This is a genomic window from Mucilaginibacter panaciglaebae (genome assembly GCF_039539265.1).
GTDB classification, from domain to species: domain Bacteria; phylum Bacteroidota; class Bacteroidia; order Sphingobacteriales; family Sphingobacteriaceae; genus Mucilaginibacter; species Mucilaginibacter panaciglaebae.
Genome location: NZ_BAABCV010000014.1, coordinates 53457 through 69869, shown reverse-complemented (window position 1 = coordinate 69869; position 16413 = coordinate 53457). Strand labels below are relative to the sequence as shown.

Genomic DNA, 16413 nt, shown 5'->3' with positions numbered 1-16413 from the left:
AGACCACATTTGGCATTGAACTATCAAACACCTCAAATCGTACATAATAAAAAATCCTTGCCGGTTTTACCCAACAAGGACTATCTTTAACCATTAATTTCTGTCAACCTATTTTAGGACGACTCACAGAAAGGCTTTCTATAACAGTGATCCCATCAGGACTATGCCCTAAAATCAAGATGATAAAAGTAGATAAAAGTAAATCTAAATTTTAAGTATAAAATTTAGTCAAAACCAAAGTTGCATAAGGCTGGATAAAATAAAATAAATTATTTCCGTACACTTTCCGCACACTTTCCGCACACAGTTTATCTTTGATTAAAAGAATACTCCTATGGCAATCTTTAAAATGAAGGCCGGGCCTTTGCATCTAATATGTTTAAAATGGGAGTTCCTGCACTTGTAATTATGGCTGTTACTGGCCATGCAACAGAAAAAGCGTTTCACTTTTGAATTCCTCATTGTTACAAATGAGAAGCGTAAAATTTATTTTGCAATATTTCGGCATGTGAGCCTTATTTTTAGTGTTGACCTCGTAATTATTCCATTAACTTCTCGCGCATTCGTTAGGACTAAATGACTTTAGGTTCTTCTGTACTTAACTGTATTGCCTGTGTTAACTATCGAATCGTCCAATGCTTTTCATAAAGTTCACCATAATTATTCCAAAAAAGTTCTATTTCATTACGATTCAGGGTAAGCGTAAGACGATGCAAAAAACAATCAAAATACAATAAGGCTTCCTCATCATTTTCAAATTTGAAGATGAATACATCATCTGTTTTATCGAATGCTATAAATTTTTCATAAATATCTGGATAGTCTTTAAAGTCATTTATTTCAAATTTTCTACCACATATCAATATTTCTTTTATAGGCGACGAGTGAAATGTGAAAGTCGGTCTTTTTGTGTAATTTAAAAGGTCTTCTTGTTCTATCACATAGTCGTAAAACATATCACCGTCATCATTTTCTATAAAATCGCTTTCGATCGCAATTCGCCTAATAGCCTGTTTACATTTAAATTGAATAATCATTTTAACATAATGAGACACATATGTAGAAGTATTAATCGTATCCTTATCAATGTTTGTTGAAATCAAGCCATCGAAGGAATAACCTACCAACCCGCTCAAAAAATTAATCTTTTCGTTATCAAGTTTTAACATGTTACTTATATCTTAAATAAAATGGTTTGGGATTATTTCCAACAGGATGAACATAATTTAGTTTGATAGAATATCCATTAGGTGTCGTGTTCCCTCCACTATAGAATGATCTTCTAATAACTCCTCCATCATTTAAAGAAACCGTAAACCCTGTGTTTCCCGGATTATATTGTGGTGGTAATCCATATCGTGCTCGTATTTGATTCCATTTTGCGACAGCAGTTGCGTAATCGCTATTAGTCGCGTCAGCATTTATCTGTTTTGGGTTAAATTGGATGTCTTGGAGATTGTTACCCATTGTTATAGATTGAAGTCCTAAGGAATGTGCTTGATCTATAGTTAAATTACTTCTGCCCGTCCACAAATCTAAATTATATTTTTGAGCAAATCTAAAGCCCTCAGCTCCTCCGGTTATAGCTCCCAGGGCAAGGCCCTGTGCTCCTCCTTTAGCTCCCTCACCCAATGATGCTCCAAACGATTTGCCGCTAATTAAACCTCCTGCTGTGCCCAATGTAAATCCTACACCACCGGTGGTTATGGCATTGGTTGCGACTTGTCTTAATACCGGACTTGCAATTTTGTCGGTCAACCCTGTTATGCTAGGTCCAACTAAGTTACCTAATTCGGCCCCAATATCCGCTGTTACTAAACCAGTTATACCAGACAAGTAAGCTTGTCCCCAATCTATATGGCCATGTCCAGATAGTTGAGCAATTATATTGTTGGCCGTTCCTAAAAAGGCGCCGCTTAATGAGGTTCCGAGTCCTCCGGTATTAACAGCGATTTCGCCCGCTATCGTCCCTACAAAAAAATAGGAAAATCCCGTCCATACGTTTGTTACATTGCCCGATGCGATGTTGCTAAATGAGTTAGTAAATCCACCAAGGATTATTCCAAAAGTATCGTCAAGCCCAAAAGCATTTCCGGAAGGGTCGGTATACTTGAGTGGATTATTTAACACATACCCATACCTGTTAAAATTCTGCGTATTGGTAGGGTCTTGAACATATTCATCCGGAGAAAGGAACCTATGCAACAACGGATCATACAAACGGCCGTTCATATTAATCAGCCCAACGCCTAACAAATGTTTCATGCCCCGTATAACCCCGGTCAAGAATTGCAAATGCTGTTAATACGTTGCCTGCGCCATCGGTTAGCTTAACAATATTACCCCAGGCGTCAAATTGGCGTTGCTCTTTTATAGCTCCGCTTGCGTCTGTGATCATCAGGACGCTGCCCTGATAGTTGCGGTGCAGATAAATGTAAGTTAGCAGTGGTACTGGATGTTTGCTGATGCTGCCATTGCCGTAGCTCTATAAGCGTCCCCACCTAAATAAAGTACAAGGCTGGTTTTGCCATTGGACGCGTTTATTTCAAAAAACTATTAAGCTGAAAGCTTATTTTGGAGTTAATAGGATGAATTTAACCATAAGCTGAAATACCCACAAGCGGCACGCTTACGGGAGCGGGGGCAAACATTTTTAGATTGCAGCAAAAAAATTAGACAAAAAATTTTAGTTTCCTCATGGTAGCCATTTAATTATCTGACTCTTTGGCATAAACTTGCTTTGTAAAACTTACGAACAGTATAAAATCGAAAACTTTATTTATCCTTAAAAAATCAAGGATAAGAAGGAAACATTTTCATATTCTCCATTTCAGATGAAGCAGGATAAGGCACCGCCCAGTTAAGCTTCCTTAAATCGCTTATACTTAAATCATATCTTTTTAATATTTTATATTGTTGACTAATGATTTCCATAGGGTATTTTGCAAGGGTATCTGAATCAAATATGAATACCGACAATGTATCTTTTGGCAATGTTTTAAAAACATTGTCCCATCTGAGACTACTATAACTATAGAATGTTTTATTAACATCTAATCTCGATATTATATCAATCGATTTATTTTTCGGTAAAGATGTATCAGGATATAAGGTTCCGTAGGTTCCTCCTGTTGCAATGTAAAATCCAACCGGGCGTGTGCTGTGATTCTCTAACAGGATAGAATATGAGTTATTCATTGAAGATTTTCTACAGCTTAAACCTATCAACAGCAAAGAAAAAGTAGTTAACCCGCTTTTAATTCTATGCAATTTCACACTCGTAGTTAATACCTTCATAGCTTTGTTAACGTCATAAAGCCCATCAATCAATGTAAGCGACATAACAATCAATCATCAGGACCTTCAATGTTTAATGTTCCGATATTGCTTTCTATTTTACTTCCCGCTGCAAATATCGTTTTGTAAGGCTTATCAGAGTTTGCCAGTAGGTTACTTCCTTTTAAAACTAAATTATTAGTGAAAATAAACGGCCCATTGTAATGTGCATCAAAAAAATCAACAAAACAGTTGAAAACGTTATTTTCTATTAATATAGGTTGAATAGTATTGTGTCCGCCTGCTTCAAAAGTTACTTCACTAATAAACACACAGTTTTTTACCTCAAGCCCTTCCTCAAACCAAGCTCCTACAGCGTTAAATATTTTAATATTACAATTCGTGACCTTCACTAACTCTGAAAAGGAACAACCACTAACAATTAATCTATTAATCTATTAATAATACAATTATTGATCTCCAACCTTCTTTGGTATAATGATCAATGTTTAGTTCGTCAACAATTTTATTATTTAATGTCACCATTTTTAAAAACCCAAACTGAAATGATTGACCAAGAACTCTATTTCCCCATAACGCCTCTGAAAGGACACGAAGGGATATACTAACTTATCCGATAGGCATACTTGCGCTAGTAGACGGATGTAATTAAATGTAATATTAGTAGCACCCGCAATACGTGCGTGCTAACCGGCAAGGCTTATGAAATAACAACTATTTTGAATATTTACCCATTGTATCATTCTGTTATGGATAAGTAATTGTCCAATTAGCTTTTCTCACATCACTCTCTGTAAGCTGGTATCGCTTAAGTACCATATTATGCTTTACAATACTATCCCAGGGGGTATGTTCTATTGTATTAGCATCAAAGATAAACATTTGTGTTATTGGGCTAATACCTAAAATGCCAGTTGTAATAAGATCACTATCATTAGCATTAATTTTCGAACTCGTATTGCCTTTGTTATGTGGGATAACCTCTATTCTGTTTAAAGCCGTATCCGGATAGGAATATGAAAGCGCGTAATAAACAGCAGAATTAGAATTGTTTTTTATTTTTATACGTATTGGGTCAACCTCATGTTTACAACTTGACGAATTCAAACCAATGAATAAAAGGGGCATGGTCAGCATTGATAATATTTTTTTCATAATTTCCTTTTCTATTAATTTTTTAAAGTTTTAACCATTTGACCATTCTACTAAACCAACCAGATCCCATATAATTATAATAGCTTCCATAAAGAATAGTAAAATTTTTAAAACCAGAAAATATGACTTGCCCTACTCCTACAACTGCTCCCACCGCTGTAAAAGCTGCACCTAATGAAGCGCCAAGTGCTACACCTACCGTATTTACAATCCCATTTGCAACGAAGTTTGCAGTCAAGTGCAATGTTTGCTTCGCCGCATCACCAATCCAATTCCCAAAACTACTTAGCCAAGTATGGCCCGTTTGGTCGATATATCAAAGTGGGTTATTCAACACATAACCATACCTGTTAAAGTTCTGCGTATTTGTTGGATTCTGCACATTATCATCATGAGATAAAAACCGATGTAACAAGGGGTCATATAACCGAGCATTCATATTAATCAACCCAACACCTAACAAGTGCTCATGCCCGGTATAACCTCTTTCTAAAATGGCAAACGCTGTTAAAGTATTGCCTGCACCATCGGTTAGCTTAACAATATTACCCAGGCATCAAATTGGCGCCGTTCTTCCACATTACCGATTGCGTCAGTAATCATCAATATACTACCTTGAAAATCGCGATGTAAATAATGTAATGCTTCGACGGTTGTGCTTGCAGCTTGTGATATAGTTTTTCGAACCATATAGGCTCTTGTGTATCACTGGCAAATGCCATAACGCCATGTTGAGCAATACATACATTACATTTTAATAAAACAAAAATAGAATCCATAAAAATTTAATAGGAGGGAGCTGCATTGTTTTAAACGCTATAAATTTCTTGAAATTATATATACGCCAAATAGGCAATAGAAGGAACTATATTAAAACTTAATTAATATGAGTCCCTATATTTACTATTTTTTTTGTTTTAAATAAAAAAAATGACTGCATTATTATTTTGTCAAAATAAGGATCACCCGTTATGATCCTTATTTTAGTATTAGGTATAAATGCACCTGTTCCCATCAATCTAAAACCACGATATTGTGATTTTGAATATCCAAGAAAAAACTCCTTTATATCCATAGTAATGTGGATGTTGTCAGCACTGATTAGCTGAAATTTATTATACGGCAACATGGCACCCGTACCAATTCTCTTTTTGAAGAGTGAATCTCTTATTTTCCGGGAATCGACACTATCTAAATCAAATTGATTTATAAAATTATTATTAATGGGTTTCAATGACAAACCAAATACCAAATGTTTAGGTTTTGAAAAAGTATTTTCATAGCCGTCGAATTCAAAATTAATTGATCCTATCTCATTACCTAAAGAATCTAATATATTTCGTTTAATATAGAAATATTTTGAGTCTAAAGGGTTTTTTTCCCAACCCGTCTCCCATTTCCCTATATCTGGGCCAGAGGGCTCCAAATAGAGAAGTTTTTGATACCGAATGCACGATGTCATAAACAGTATTATCAAGCATACCACTATAATTAAAAATGATAATTTTTTCATTATTTGTATCCTCTTGCCGCTTGGTCCATAGTGTCAATAATATAATGTTTAAAAGGATTTAAATTTACATTATAGTTATCATAGTGAACAGAATAGCCAGGTTGAATTTTCCCATATTCCTGCCCTGTATAATTTCTAAAGTGTAAATTTCCAACCTTGAAATGCCCATCTCCTATTTCTGGAATATCACTACCTTCTAAAAGATCAAATACGTTGTTTCCCGTAGAGCCACCGTAATTGTCCTTGATATAATTATATTGCTCTGCTGTTAACAGATCGTACTGTAAGTCTCCCGTGGAACCGACTCCATGTAAAATTTCGTCATCTGTGGGATGAGTAGAGAAGTCATCGTCAAGATAATCCTCCGCTCCTTGTTGTTTAGCATCAATTGTCGCCCTATAGTAGGCTATGTTTTTAAACAATGCAGAAAGAGCACCATTTGTAAATCCATCACCAAATTTCCCGCCGAAGGCTTTTGAAACTATTCCCCCAGATACTCCTCCAAATGCTGTATCTTCTCCAACGCCTGCCCAACTTCCACCAAACTCTACTTCCCCCAAACCAGTTGATATGACTCCGTTAATCGCTCCGGATTCTAGCCCTTTGAAAACGTTTTGTCCTGAAAGCGCATTACTACCTCCACTAACAATAGCCGAAGAAAGGACGTTCCCGGCTAATTTCCCTGCAAAAGACCCCGCAGCGGTAGAGCCTATAACTGAGGAAAACAACGTTGATAAATACGCCCCCGTACCGGCTGCCAAACCACTTACCAAGCCCGCCTTTACAGAAGCCCAACCCAATTACCGGTTTCAATAGAATGCGATACATATCCAACAGCAAATCCGATGATGGCTCAATAAAAAAACACCCATTTTTATCGGTATATTTGAACGGATTATTCAACACATACCCATACCTGTTAAAGCTCTGCGTATTTGTTGGATTCTGCACATTATCATCAGGAGATAAAAACCGATGTAACAAGGGGTCATATAACCGAGCATTCATATTAATCAACCCAACACCTAACAAGTGCTCATGCCCGGTATAACTTCTTTCTAAAATGGCAAACGCTGTTAAAGTATTGCCTGCACCATCGGTTAGCTTAACAATATTACCCCAGGCATCAAATTGGCGCCGTTCTTCCACATTCCCACTGGCATCGGTGATCATTAAAATGCTCCCTTGATAATCGCGGTGTAAATAATGTAATGCTTCGACGGTGGTGCTTGCGGTCTGTTCGTTTTTCCAAATGGCCGGTGCGCTATAAGCATCGCCGCCTAAATAAAATACAAAGCTGGTTTTACCGTTGGGGATTGGTTTTATTTCAAAGAACTTTTAAGCTGGATGCTTATTTTATTTAGGTCGAAGTATTATCTTTAGTCTGTGAGGGTTTAAGGATATGTTATAGTAAAATTACTGCGGCTTAAATCGTTTAATGTTAATACATAATGTTTTAACACCTTATTGTTTATTTCGACCGAATCACAACTGGAGAAGGTTTCAGTGTAATTTTTTGGATCGACTATATAGATGTCTTCAGTTGCATTTTTTAACATACTGCTTTCTATACAAAAATTGTAAGGACGATAAGCATGCGTAGCGCCTTTATCGACAATTTCTCCATCCAATCTGCATCGACCATCGGCACCTGGAATCCTGATCGCCACGGTAATCGCATTTTGAGAGTTATTTTTAATGTAGATATAATAATGGCAATCCGTACTCGCCTTTTTGCATTCGCCTGACATCAGTGTTAGCGAAAATAAAACTAAAAAAATTCTATTTTTCATGTTATCTATAGTAGGTTATTTCATTTTAGCTCAAGGCTGCAAATTTCCACGAGGGATATAAGAAAAGAATTATTTAAGGATACTCTATAGTCCAATTTCTTGCTCTCAAATCATTTATAGTCAAATCATATCGCTTTAGCACCATATAATGTTTTTTTATAGTGTCATTGGTGTACCTTCTATTACAGCTGCGTCAAAAATATATACCATTGTTTTTGAAGATGGATAATTCTCAAAATAATTCTCATAAGATTCGCGTATAGCAAGTGCTGAAGAATTAACTTCCCCTGGGGCTACTTTATCGCTGCCAGCATTTGCTTTTGGTTCGCCAAAGTCAAACCCTAATGTGTCAGGGAAAGTACGGCTACCTTCAACATAGACAGAAATTGATGAATTATTATGAAACTTAATAGTACGATGACTATTAGGTCTTCCCTTTTGACAAGTAGATACTGAAAGACCGAATGTTAACGCAAGCAGGTTAAAATATCTTTTTCATTTTTTTGGTGGTGTTAAATATTTAATGCCTCGCCAAAGTGGATATGCAGGCATGTCCCAATTTAAATTATATCTGTAATTAGGATCATAAATAGGGCTATAAGCATTGTCCCATCTATAATTACTACCTTCATGTTCATTAAAATAAGCAAATGCCCTACTATTTGCATCTTGCTCTACAGCATTCTGATCCTGTTTATTTGCATTACCCAGGAAACTTGGAACAGCGTATTTGTTGAACCAATTCCATCCGGCATACTGACTTTGTAAATAATGACCCATATTCATGCTGAAATACTTTATTATTTGGATCTGCAGTTACCCCACGTTCTCCAAAGATAAAATTGCCTAGGGTAAAATCCGATCTTGTATGAAAGGTTCTTTCTATGGCAGTGGCTCCTCCATAATATGACACACTCTGAATTTCACTACGCATGTTGTACATAATTGCTACTGTATAGCCGAGGATAGTCTGAGGCAATTCTTTAGTAAACATAGAAAATACTTGTTTGAAATTTCCTTGAAACAATCATGTTTATGACTTTCCTCACTCAACCTTATACGTATAAATTTGCCTGCCTAATTCGCCGGCGGCGTTTATTCCCTCAACTACAACCCGGTAAGTTCCCGGTCCGTCGGAATTAAAAAAATCGAGAGTGGCTTTGCCATTAACGTCGGTATTTACATATGGGTTCCAATAAATGGTAGTGCGCAGATCGGGCTTGGCAGCATTGTTAGGCCGGTCATAGCGCGGCGAGTAAAACTGCCGGACGCTATTATAACCTTTAGGCGAAATGTTGACGATGTTAGGGTCGTAGTGTTTGCGCTGGGTAGGCAGTTTCGTTACTATAATTACGTATCCGTCTTTATAGTCATCGCCGCTTCGTAATAGGTTAACCATTGCCAAATTATTTCTTATCACTTCAATTTTGGCTATATCCTCCGTCCCGATACTACCCTCCAGTATTTCATCAGTTTCAGAATGACTTGTGATGTGCCTGCCGTTTACAATTATTCCAATTTCATGCGTTTGGGTAATATGTCCGCTTTTTATTCTTTCATCTGTAAGAATCGGGGCTGTAGGGTATCTTGAATCCATCAATACCTTGAACCCTTGTGGGTCTTCTCTGATTCTGATACCCGCCAGGCGGGCTTGCAAAAACATTTCGAGCGTAAGATAATTTTCCGGATCGGGGATGGTAAGGATATTATCAGCCGATTGCTCATCAGGTAAGCTGAACATTTCTTGTGTAGCGTTGCCTTTGTTAGCATTTTTTACCGTTGATTTAATTTCCACCTGTTTTAAAACATGCATACCGGCTAATTGCGCCGATATACCCTCTTGTTCGGCTTTTTGCAGGTTGGCTTTGATGATGTTTACTTCGACCGCGTTTTGTTTTTTGTTGATAGCAACGGGCAGAACGCTATCTAAAGAAATAATTAGATTGCTGCTATTTTTTATGCCTCGCGCCTGTACGGCAAACTTTGCGCTGTCAGGAAATATCAGGTTGGCAAACTTGAACTGGCCATAAGCATCTGTAGTAGTGACTTTAGAGATGCGCGCGTTGACGGATACAAGCATGACCGTAGCGTTTGGCGATGGCTTGTGTTGCAGATCGGTCACTGTGCCGGCGATAGTTCTGCCCAGGCCTTCGGCCTTAAATTTCGGTTTGGTATTTATCACGCTATCCAATAGCGTCCATTCAAACCGGCGATAGCCTTGTGTAAGCATTAAGTTATCGAGAGCCTGGTTTACTTCGTCTGTATCGGCCGTAAAATAATAATTTGGCCTTTCTATATAACCTTTAATATCTGAGCTTAACAGGATATTTGAAAAAATGGTACTCTCAGCACTCTCGTCTACCGGCACTTTACTTTCGTCAATCACCGCTATGGAGAAGTTCGCTGCGACAGGAGATTCGTTGAATTCCTTCGCGTTTAGCTCCAACTGTACATGTTCTTTGCTTTTAAATAAAGCTTTATTGGTTTTTATGGACAGTTGCATGTGGTCATTATTCTTAATAAAAGCAATGCGCTCGTTCAACGGTTGGTAGTTTTTATCGAAAATGGTAAACTGAGCAATACCACTCGGAATAGACTTTTTTTCAAGCCAAATAGACGTTATGCTGCCGGCTATATTTACGGGCGACGCAAAAACAATTTCGCCGCTGCGATGCACTATCAGGTTAATTGAAGATTGTTTTAAACCTGGGGAAGCGTGTATGCGCACTAATACGCTATCCTTGTTTGGCTGATAAACACTCAGTACATAACCCTCATTTAAAGCCATAGGCAACGCGACGCTTTTTGTTACGTTGCCGGCAAACTTGATATTGGCAGTATAAGTTTTACCAGGCAAAGGTTTCAATAAAAAGTTACCCATGCCGGCGCGCAGGGTATTAATTTGCGCTATCTCTTTGTTGTTATTATCGGTTATTGTGCCGCTTATGGCTACTCCTAACCCGTCTGTGCCCACTGCCTTAAAGCCAACTCGTGATGTTATTCCATTAATTAAGTTTCCGCTTTCGGGGAAAAACTGGATATCTGTTGGTAATAAACCTGATTTCGGATCTGTTTTCTCTGTAAACGTTTTGGGATTGCCGACGGTAAAGGTATGGTCAAAGAAATAATCGGCGCCGGCATTCCGCATCCATTGGGTGTAGGCACGCAGGCGATAGGCCCCTGCTTTAATATCGTCGGTGAGTGTGAGGTTCCCGGCTATAGTACCTGAGTCGACAGGTAACTGTAGTGTTTTTACCGATTCATTTTGCTGATTTATTAAATCGACATAAGCAGAACCGCTTAACCGGGATAGCTGGTGCCTGCTGCCGCTGGTTAAATAGCCTTTAAACCAAATGGTGTCGCCGGGAGCATAGTAAGGCTTATCCATATGCAGATAGGCTTTTTCCTGCGGTATACTATCCGTCCATTTCACAAGAGCGTTAAGGCGTGGATTGGTAAGTACGGTACCCCGGGGAATATCAGGCAAAGGTGGTTTATATTCGACCGGCAGTTGATCGCCTACGCGTTCTCTTGCCCAGTAACCTTGTATAAAGAAATCACGATAATCTGTGTAACTGCCTTTCTTATCAATAACTGCCACATCTGTTGCCAACCTTAAAAGTGTGGCTTTGTTGGATATAACCATATTTTTTTTGGAATCAGACATATAAGTTGCAAACAATGCAGCTTTTTTGGGGTCGTAAATAACATATAACTGCTTGAACCGGAATGCGCTGAAGGTGGTATCAATTGGGGTGACGAGCGAATCAAATTTCACGGGTCGGTTTTTTACTATCACTTTGTATCTGTCTACTACAGAGCTATCAAACCTTATGGTGCCGTAACCATAAAGCGGCCTGGCTAAAAAACCGTTTTCTAAGGTATTGTTTGCATATACAGAACGCAAGAAATGCATAAAAGAACCCTTATAAGTCTCCAGCCGGTTTTTGGCCCATTGCTGTTTTTGTTCGTCGGTGCCCTTAAGTTCTTCAAAACTAAATTCGCCGTGGTATAATACTATGCCATCAACATAATTATAACCGAAATCCTTGATAAGATACCTGATGCGGTACCCCAGCCGCTTGTTTTCTATGATCAGGAAGTCGTCAGCGTCCGCCATTAATAATCCTTTTTTGGTGCTGAAGTTCACTACTTCGGGATTAAGAATAGTGCATTGCTTACCATTAGCCGACCCTCCCAGGAACTCCCGGCTAAATATTTTGAAATTTCTGGCCCAGGCTTTTTTATTCCCTACAGTTACCTGCCCAAGATTGATTGTTTTGACCTGCATTTTCATGTCAATGGTAACAGAGGTATTCTTTACGATAACGTTGCGCGTTAAAGGTGCAAAACCTATCATTTGTACAGAAAGTTGAAAGCTTCCGGCAGGCACGTAGTTGAAATTGAACCGGCCATTGTCATCAGCCGCCATTATGCGCTCTGAGCCGCCAACAAAAACAGTTGCACCTTTAAGTGGTTCACCTTTCTCATTAGTAACTATTCCGGATACAGTGTATCCTTCCTGCGCAAAGGCTCCCGAGGATATCAGGGAAAAGACGACAAAGCACAGCAATTGGTAAACTGTTTTCATAGAGAGGCGTTTAGGCCCAACTAATATACGGCGTAGTTTAGTCGCATACAACAACTAACAAGTCATAATTTGCTACAAGGCTGCTTGTCGATGAAAAATAAAAAAGCCTTTAATCTTTCGACTAAAAGCTTTCTGACTAATTAAGTGATCCCATCAGGATTCGAACCTGAGACCCACAGATTAGAAATCTGTTGCTCTATCCAGCTGAGCTATGGGACCATCACGAAATAATTCGTGGGGCAAAGATGCAAAAATCAACGTAAAAACAGAATGGAAATTTTAACTTTATTATTACACAAGCTATACAAAAACGTAAAAGCTTAATCTGTTGTTAATATGAAGTAAAAGGGCGATCATATTTTTTTAGATACAAAGTGTTTAAAATACAATAAGAAATTATACATTTAGCCCACTATTTTAAAATTAAAGGTATGATTATAATTGCTGACGGCGGCTCAACCAAAACTAACTGGTGTTTACTGAATGACGAGGGTAAGAAAGTATACTTCAACACCGAAGGATATAACCCATACTTTTCAAGTATTGAATACATCATTAACTCGTTAAATGAAAGTTTACCGGCCGATTTGGAGAAGGACAAAATTACAGAAGTAAACTACTATGGCGCAGGCTGTTCAACGCAAGAGAAACGCGACCAGGTTAAACAAGCCATGAGCGCTGTGTTTACTAAAGCGCAGGTGAACATTGGTCACGACTTGTTAGCTGCTGCACGTGCACTGCTGGGCCGCAACGCAGGCTTTGCTGCTATTTTAGGTACAGGTACCAACACCTGTATTTATGACGGTAAAGAAATTGTTCAAAATATAGACTCTGGAGCCTATATTTTGGGTGACGAAGGTAGCGGTTGCCATATTGGCAAAAAATTGCTGACCGACTATATCAGGGGCTATATGCCTGAAGTGGTGCGTGCCTTATTCTGGGAAACCTACCAACTTACACCAGACGATGTGAACGAAGAGGTTTATACCAAACCGTTGGCTAACCGTTTTTGTGCAAGCTTCAGCAAGTTTGTTTATGACAACAATGTACATATTGAATATTCAAGAAACCTGGTTAGAACATCATTCGAAGATTTCTTTAAAAACCTGGTAACTCATTACCCTGATTACCAAAAGTATACCTTCAACTGCATTGGCTCGGTAGGTTATAACTTCCGTAACGTGTTGGAAGAGGTTTGCGTTGAAAACGGGATGCAAGTGGGCAATATTATCCGCTCGCCTATAGACAGTCTGGTTAAATTCCACCAGGAGTTGGCTGCTGAGGTTAAGTAATAAGTCCTAAGTCCCGGGGCTATTAGAGTTTGAAGTCAAATTCCATAAAAAAAGCGAAATGAAAATTTCGCTTTTTTTATTTCCAAGAGATTTAAGACTCTCGACTTAAGACCGTCACTCCGCCGTCAACTCATTCTGAAATATCTTGGCATACTTGCGGCGGTCAAATTTATAGAGTTTTGCTGCGCGATAGGATACACCTTTTTGTTTTTCAACCAGTTCTTTCAGGAAACCGTAACTCAGCATTTTTTTGCGAAAGTTACGTTTGTCAAGCTTCTTATTCAGGATAGCCTCATATAGGCCCTGTAGCTGGGTAAGCGTAAATTTTTCAGGTAGCAGATCAAACGCTATAGGCTGGTGGTTCAGGCGGCGGCGTATCTTGCTAAAACCGTTTTTAAATATTTCGGTGTGGTCAAACGCCAGTTTTGGCAGGCTATTAACCGGGTGCCATACCGCCTGTCTGGCGTATTGGCTTATAGGTCTTAACTCTTTTTGTCCGTTAATGCGTATCAACGCGTAGTAACCTACGGTTATCACGCGGCCCTGCGGGTGGCGGTTAACTTCGCCAAAGGTGTGAAACTGCTTCATCTGCAGGTCGCGCAGGCCGGTTAGCTCATAAAGTATACGGTCGGCAGCATCGTCAAGGCTTTCATCCTGTTTTACAATATATCCCGGTAATGCATACCAACCTTTGAAAGGCTCTTCGTTACGTTCAATTAAAAGTATTTTAAGTTCGCCGGCCTCAAACCCAAAAATCAGGCAGTCGATACTGAAAACCGATTCAAACGTGGGTAATTTCTCTTCCAAAATAGCGTTAAAATTAAGTTGTTATTTTATTACGATAAATGCTGTACTGGCATCAAAAATAAATAAAAATAAATTTAAGAGTGTAATTTTCACACCTTATATTCGTGCAAAATTTTTTTTAGTAAAAAGATGAGTAAAATTTCGAAAATAGGAGTGCTTACTTCAGGCGGCGACGCACCGGGAATGAACCCTTGCATACGCGCTGTTGTACGTACCGCTATATTCAACGGATTGCAAGTTGTTGGTATAAAGCAGGGCTACAAGGGGATGATTGAGAATGATATGTATGAGATGGGCACCCGCTCTGTTAGCAACATATTAAATTTAGGCGGCACTATTTTAAAAACAGCACGCTGCCTGCCTTTCCGTACCGACGAAGGTATGGAGACAGCCTATCAAAACATTAAAGCACAAGGCATTGATGGTTTAGTGGTTATTGGCGGCGACGGTACCTTTACCGGTGCGCTGCGTTTTTCGCAGAAATATCCTGACATTTCAGTAATTGGTGTACCCGGAACTATTGATAATGACCTTTACGGCTCGACGTATACTTTAGGTTTTGATACCGCAACCAATACGGTTATTGAGGCTATCGACAAAATTCGTGATACAGCCGATTCGCATGACCGTTTGTTCTTTGTCGAAGTAATGGGCCGCGATTCGGGCGCTATTGCTTTACGCGCGGGTATATCATGCGGTGCCGAAGCTATTCTGCTTCCTGAAAAGTCAACCGCTATGGAAGATCTGATAGCGCATCTTAAAAATGGTGCCATTAATAAAAAATCATCAAGTATAGTAATCGTGGCCGAAGGTGATAAAACCGGAGGAATTTATGACCTGGCTAAAGCGGTGCAGCAAGAAATTACACATTACGATATTAAAGTTACCGTACTTGGGCACTTACAACGCGGTGGCGCGCCAAGCAGCTTTGACCGCGTGTTAGGCAGCCGCTTAGGTTTTGCTGCCGTTAATGCACTTATTTCCGGCCAAAGCCAAAAAATGGTGGGCCTGGAGGCCAACCATATCAAGCTAACACCGCTTGAGGAAGCTTTAAGTCATCACGATTTTAAACTGGAGTCGGACTTGTTGCAAATGATGGACATACTTGCCATATAATGATCGCAGTTGTATATAGCGGATCGAATCATGCAGACTGGCGCTTGTCAGACAAAGGACGAACTATTGCATCGTTCAAAACAAGTGGTATCAATCCCTATTTTAATGATGAGAAACACATCATGCAACTGTTAAATAAAAATATAAACCTGATCCACCACGCCGAAGAAGTTAAACGTATTTATTTCTTTGGTGCCGGCTCTTCATCAAAAGAGTTGCAGGGAGTGGTTCATGACGCATTGACATCGTTCTTTAAATTTGCTAAAATCAACGTATCGCATGATATTGAGGGTGCAGCAATTGCTTGTTGCCGCAACTCGCCGGGTATTGTTGGTATTTGCGGCAGCGGCTCAAATGCAGCCTGGTACGATGGGCGTAAAACTAAGCCAAACAACTATGGTTTGGGTTATATTTTGGCCGACGAAGGATCAGGAAACTGGCTGGGCAGGCAGCTTATTAAAAATTTCATCAACGAGACATTGCCCGAGCATCTGCGTAAGAAATTTGCACACAAATATGAGGCCGACAGAAAGACCTTGCTTGAAAAAGTATACCGGCAAAAACAAACTGCATTGTACTTAAGTACATTTAGTGAGTTTTATGTCGATAATGATGGCGACGAATATCTTAAAAACGTCATAAAACAAGGTTTTAATAAACTAATAGCCACATACTTGTTACCTTTACATAAGCAACATCCGCAGGCACCACTCCATTTTGAAGGCTCGGTAGCTTTTGCTTTTCAGGATTATCTGCACGAAGCTACCGCCGAAGCCGGTCTGACCATCGCGGGTATTATAAAAGAACCTATAAACAATCTATTAACGTATTATTCAAATAAAAATTAAA

At 39.1% G+C, this 16413-nt stretch carries 18 protein-coding genes and 1 tRNA gene; 3 read left to right on the top strand and 16 right to left on the bottom strand.

Translation table 11 applies throughout. The features are described from left to right. Positions 1-620 precede the first annotated feature (620 nt). The 15 genes from ABD772_RS16590 to ABD772_RS16525 form a co-directional block, all read right to left on the bottom strand. A complete protein-coding gene (locus ABD772_RS16590; protein ID WP_345107032.1) occupies positions 621-1169 on the bottom strand; it encodes a hypothetical protein in 549 nt (182 codons plus the stop codon). Between the two features lies 1 nt (position 1170). Then, positions 1171-2265, bottom strand: coding sequence for an RHS repeat-associated core domain-containing protein (locus tag ABD772_RS16585; protein ID WP_345107030.1), 1095 nt, complete (start codon positions 2263-2265; stop codon positions 1171-1173). Further along, entirely contained in the window at positions 2234-2398 is a 165-nt protein-coding gene (locus ABD772_RS16580) for a hypothetical protein (RefSeq protein ID WP_345107028.1), read from the bottom strand. The genes ABD772_RS16585 and ABD772_RS16580 overlap by 32 nt, the downstream gene beginning before the upstream one ends. 395 nt (positions 2399-2793) lie before the next feature. Continuing rightward, positions 2794-3297: a hypothetical protein gene (locus ABD772_RS16575; RefSeq protein WP_345107025.1), complete on the bottom strand. Its 504-nt coding sequence runs from the start codon at positions 3295-3297 to the stop codon at positions 2794-2796. Between the two features lie 50 nt (positions 3298-3347). Beyond that, complete coding sequence (locus tag ABD772_RS16570; RefSeq protein ID WP_345107022.1) at positions 3348-3689, bottom strand: hypothetical protein; 342 nt, start codon at positions 3687-3689, stop codon at positions 3348-3350. 355 nt (positions 3690-4044) lie between these two features. Continuing rightward, entirely contained in the window at positions 4045-4452 is a 408-nt protein-coding gene (locus tag ABD772_RS16565; protein ID WP_345107019.1) for a hypothetical protein, read from the bottom strand. A 22-nt stretch (positions 4453-4474) separates the two neighbouring features. Beyond that, the gene (locus ABD772_RS16560) at positions 4475-4690 is read right to left on the bottom strand and encodes a hypothetical protein (protein ID WP_345107016.1); all 216 of its coding nucleotides are present in this window, start codon (positions 4688-4690) and stop codon (positions 4475-4477) included. A 78-nt stretch (positions 4691-4768) separates the two neighbouring features. Next, the gene (locus tag ABD772_RS17620; protein ID WP_425562845.1) at positions 4769-4948 is read right to left on the bottom strand and encodes an RHS repeat-associated core domain-containing protein; all 180 of its coding nucleotides are present in this window, start codon (positions 4946-4948) and stop codon (positions 4769-4771) included. 381 nt (positions 4949-5329) lie between these two features. Further along, a complete protein-coding gene (locus tag ABD772_RS16555; protein WP_345107013.1) occupies positions 5330-5965 on the bottom strand; it encodes a hypothetical protein in 636 nt (211 codons plus the stop codon). Continuing rightward, positions 5965-6693, bottom strand: coding sequence for a hypothetical protein (locus ABD772_RS16550; RefSeq protein ID WP_345107010.1), 729 nt, complete (start codon positions 6691-6693; stop codon positions 5965-5967). The genes ABD772_RS16555 and ABD772_RS16550 overlap by 1 nt, the downstream gene beginning before the upstream one ends. Continuing rightward, positions 6608-7219, bottom strand: a complete 612-nt coding sequence (locus tag ABD772_RS16545; protein WP_486348207.1) for an RHS repeat domain-containing protein — start codon at positions 7217-7219, stop codon at positions 6608-6610. Before ABD772_RS16545 ends, ABD772_RS16550 begins: the two co-directional genes overlap by 86 nt. A gap of 140 nt (positions 7220-7359) precedes the next feature. Continuing rightward, entirely contained in the window at positions 7360-7758 is a 399-nt protein-coding gene (locus ABD772_RS16540) for a hypothetical protein (RefSeq protein WP_345107004.1), read from the bottom strand. A 495-nt stretch (positions 7759-8253) separates the two neighbouring features. Then, entirely contained in the window at positions 8254-8544 is a 291-nt protein-coding gene (locus tag ABD772_RS16535; RefSeq protein WP_345107001.1) for a hypothetical protein, read from the bottom strand. Positions 8545-8803: 259 nt separating this feature from the next. Then, complete coding sequence (locus tag ABD772_RS16530) at positions 8804-12349, bottom strand: carboxypeptidase regulatory-like domain-containing protein (RefSeq protein ID WP_345106998.1); 3546 nt, start codon at positions 12347-12349, stop codon at positions 8804-8806. 145 nt (positions 12350-12494) lie between these two features. Next, positions 12495-12568, bottom strand: a tRNA-Arg gene (locus tag ABD772_RS16525). 212 nt (positions 12569-12780) lie between these two features. On the opposite strand from ABD772_RS16525, the gene ABD772_RS16520 reads away from it, so the two are divergent. Beyond that, positions 12781-13641 carry a BadF/BadG/BcrA/BcrD ATPase family protein gene (locus ABD772_RS16520; protein WP_345106995.1) on the top strand — a complete coding sequence of 287 codons (861 nt, stop codon included), beginning with the start codon at positions 12781-12783 and terminating at the stop codon, positions 13639-13641. A gap of 114 nt (positions 13642-13755) precedes the next feature. Here the strand turns inward: ABD772_RS16520 and ABD772_RS16515 are convergent, their stop codons facing one another. Then, a complete protein-coding gene (locus ABD772_RS16515; RefSeq protein WP_345106992.1) occupies positions 13756-14448 on the bottom strand; it encodes an NUDIX hydrolase in 693 nt (230 codons plus the stop codon). A gap of 129 nt (positions 14449-14577) precedes the next feature. Here ABD772_RS16515 and pfkA point away from each other — a divergent pair, with 129 nt between their 5' ends. Continuing rightward, positions 14578-15564, top strand: a complete 987-nt coding sequence (gene pfkA / locus ABD772_RS16510; protein ID WP_345106989.1) for a 6-phosphofructokinase — start codon at positions 14578-14580, stop codon at positions 15562-15564. Beyond that, entirely contained in the window at positions 15564-16412 is an 849-nt protein-coding gene (locus ABD772_RS16505) for a hypothetical protein (RefSeq protein WP_345106985.1), read from the top strand. Before pfkA ends, ABD772_RS16505 begins: the two co-directional genes overlap by 1 nt. Position 16413: the final 1 nt, after the last annotated feature.

Excerpts from the sequence above, each read along its gene's own strand:
- ABD772_RS16590 (WP_345107032.1), bottom strand. The coding sequence starts at position 1,169 with ATGTTAAAACTTGATAACGAAAAGATTAATTTTTTGAGCGGGTTGGTA.
- ABD772_RS16585 (WP_345107030.1), bottom strand. The coding sequence starts at position 2,265 with ATGAAACATTTGTTAGGCGTTGGGCTGATTAATATGAACGGCCGTTTG.
- ABD772_RS16580 (WP_345107028.1), bottom strand. The coding sequence starts at position 2,398 with ATGATCACAGACGCAAGCGGAGCTATAAAAGAGCAACGCCAATTTGAC.
- ABD772_RS16575 (WP_345107025.1), bottom strand. The coding sequence starts at position 3,297 with ATGAAGGTATTAACTACGAGTGTGAAATTGCATAGAATTAAAAGCGGG.
- ABD772_RS16565 (WP_345107019.1), bottom strand. The coding sequence starts at position 4,452 with ATGAAAAAAATATTATCAATGCTGACCATGCCCCTTTTATTCATTGGT.
- ABD772_RS16555 (WP_345107013.1), bottom strand. The coding sequence starts at position 5,965 with ATGAAAAAATTATCATTTTTAATTATAGTGGTATGCTTGATAATACTG.
- ABD772_RS16540 (WP_345107004.1), bottom strand. The coding sequence starts at position 7,758 with ATGAAAAATAGAATTTTTTTAGTTTTATTTTCGCTAACACTGATGTCA.
- ABD772_RS16535 (WP_345107001.1), bottom strand. The coding sequence starts at position 8,544 with ATGAATATGGGTCATTATTTACAAAGTCAGTATGCCGGATGGAATTGG.
- ABD772_RS16530 (WP_345106998.1), bottom strand. The coding sequence starts at position 12,349 with ATGAAAACAGTTTACCAATTGCTGTGCTTTGTCGTCTTTTCCCTGATA.
- ABD772_RS16520 (WP_345106995.1), top strand. The coding sequence starts at position 12,781 with ATGATTATAATTGCTGACGGCGGCTCAACCAAAACTAACTGGTGTTTA.
- pfkA (WP_345106989.1), top strand. The coding sequence starts at position 14,578 with ATGAGTAAAATTTCGAAAATAGGAGTGCTTACTTCAGGCGGCGACGCA.
- ABD772_RS16505 (WP_345106985.1), top strand. The coding sequence starts at position 15,564 with ATGATCGCAGTTGTATATAGCGGATCGAATCATGCAGACTGGCGCTTG.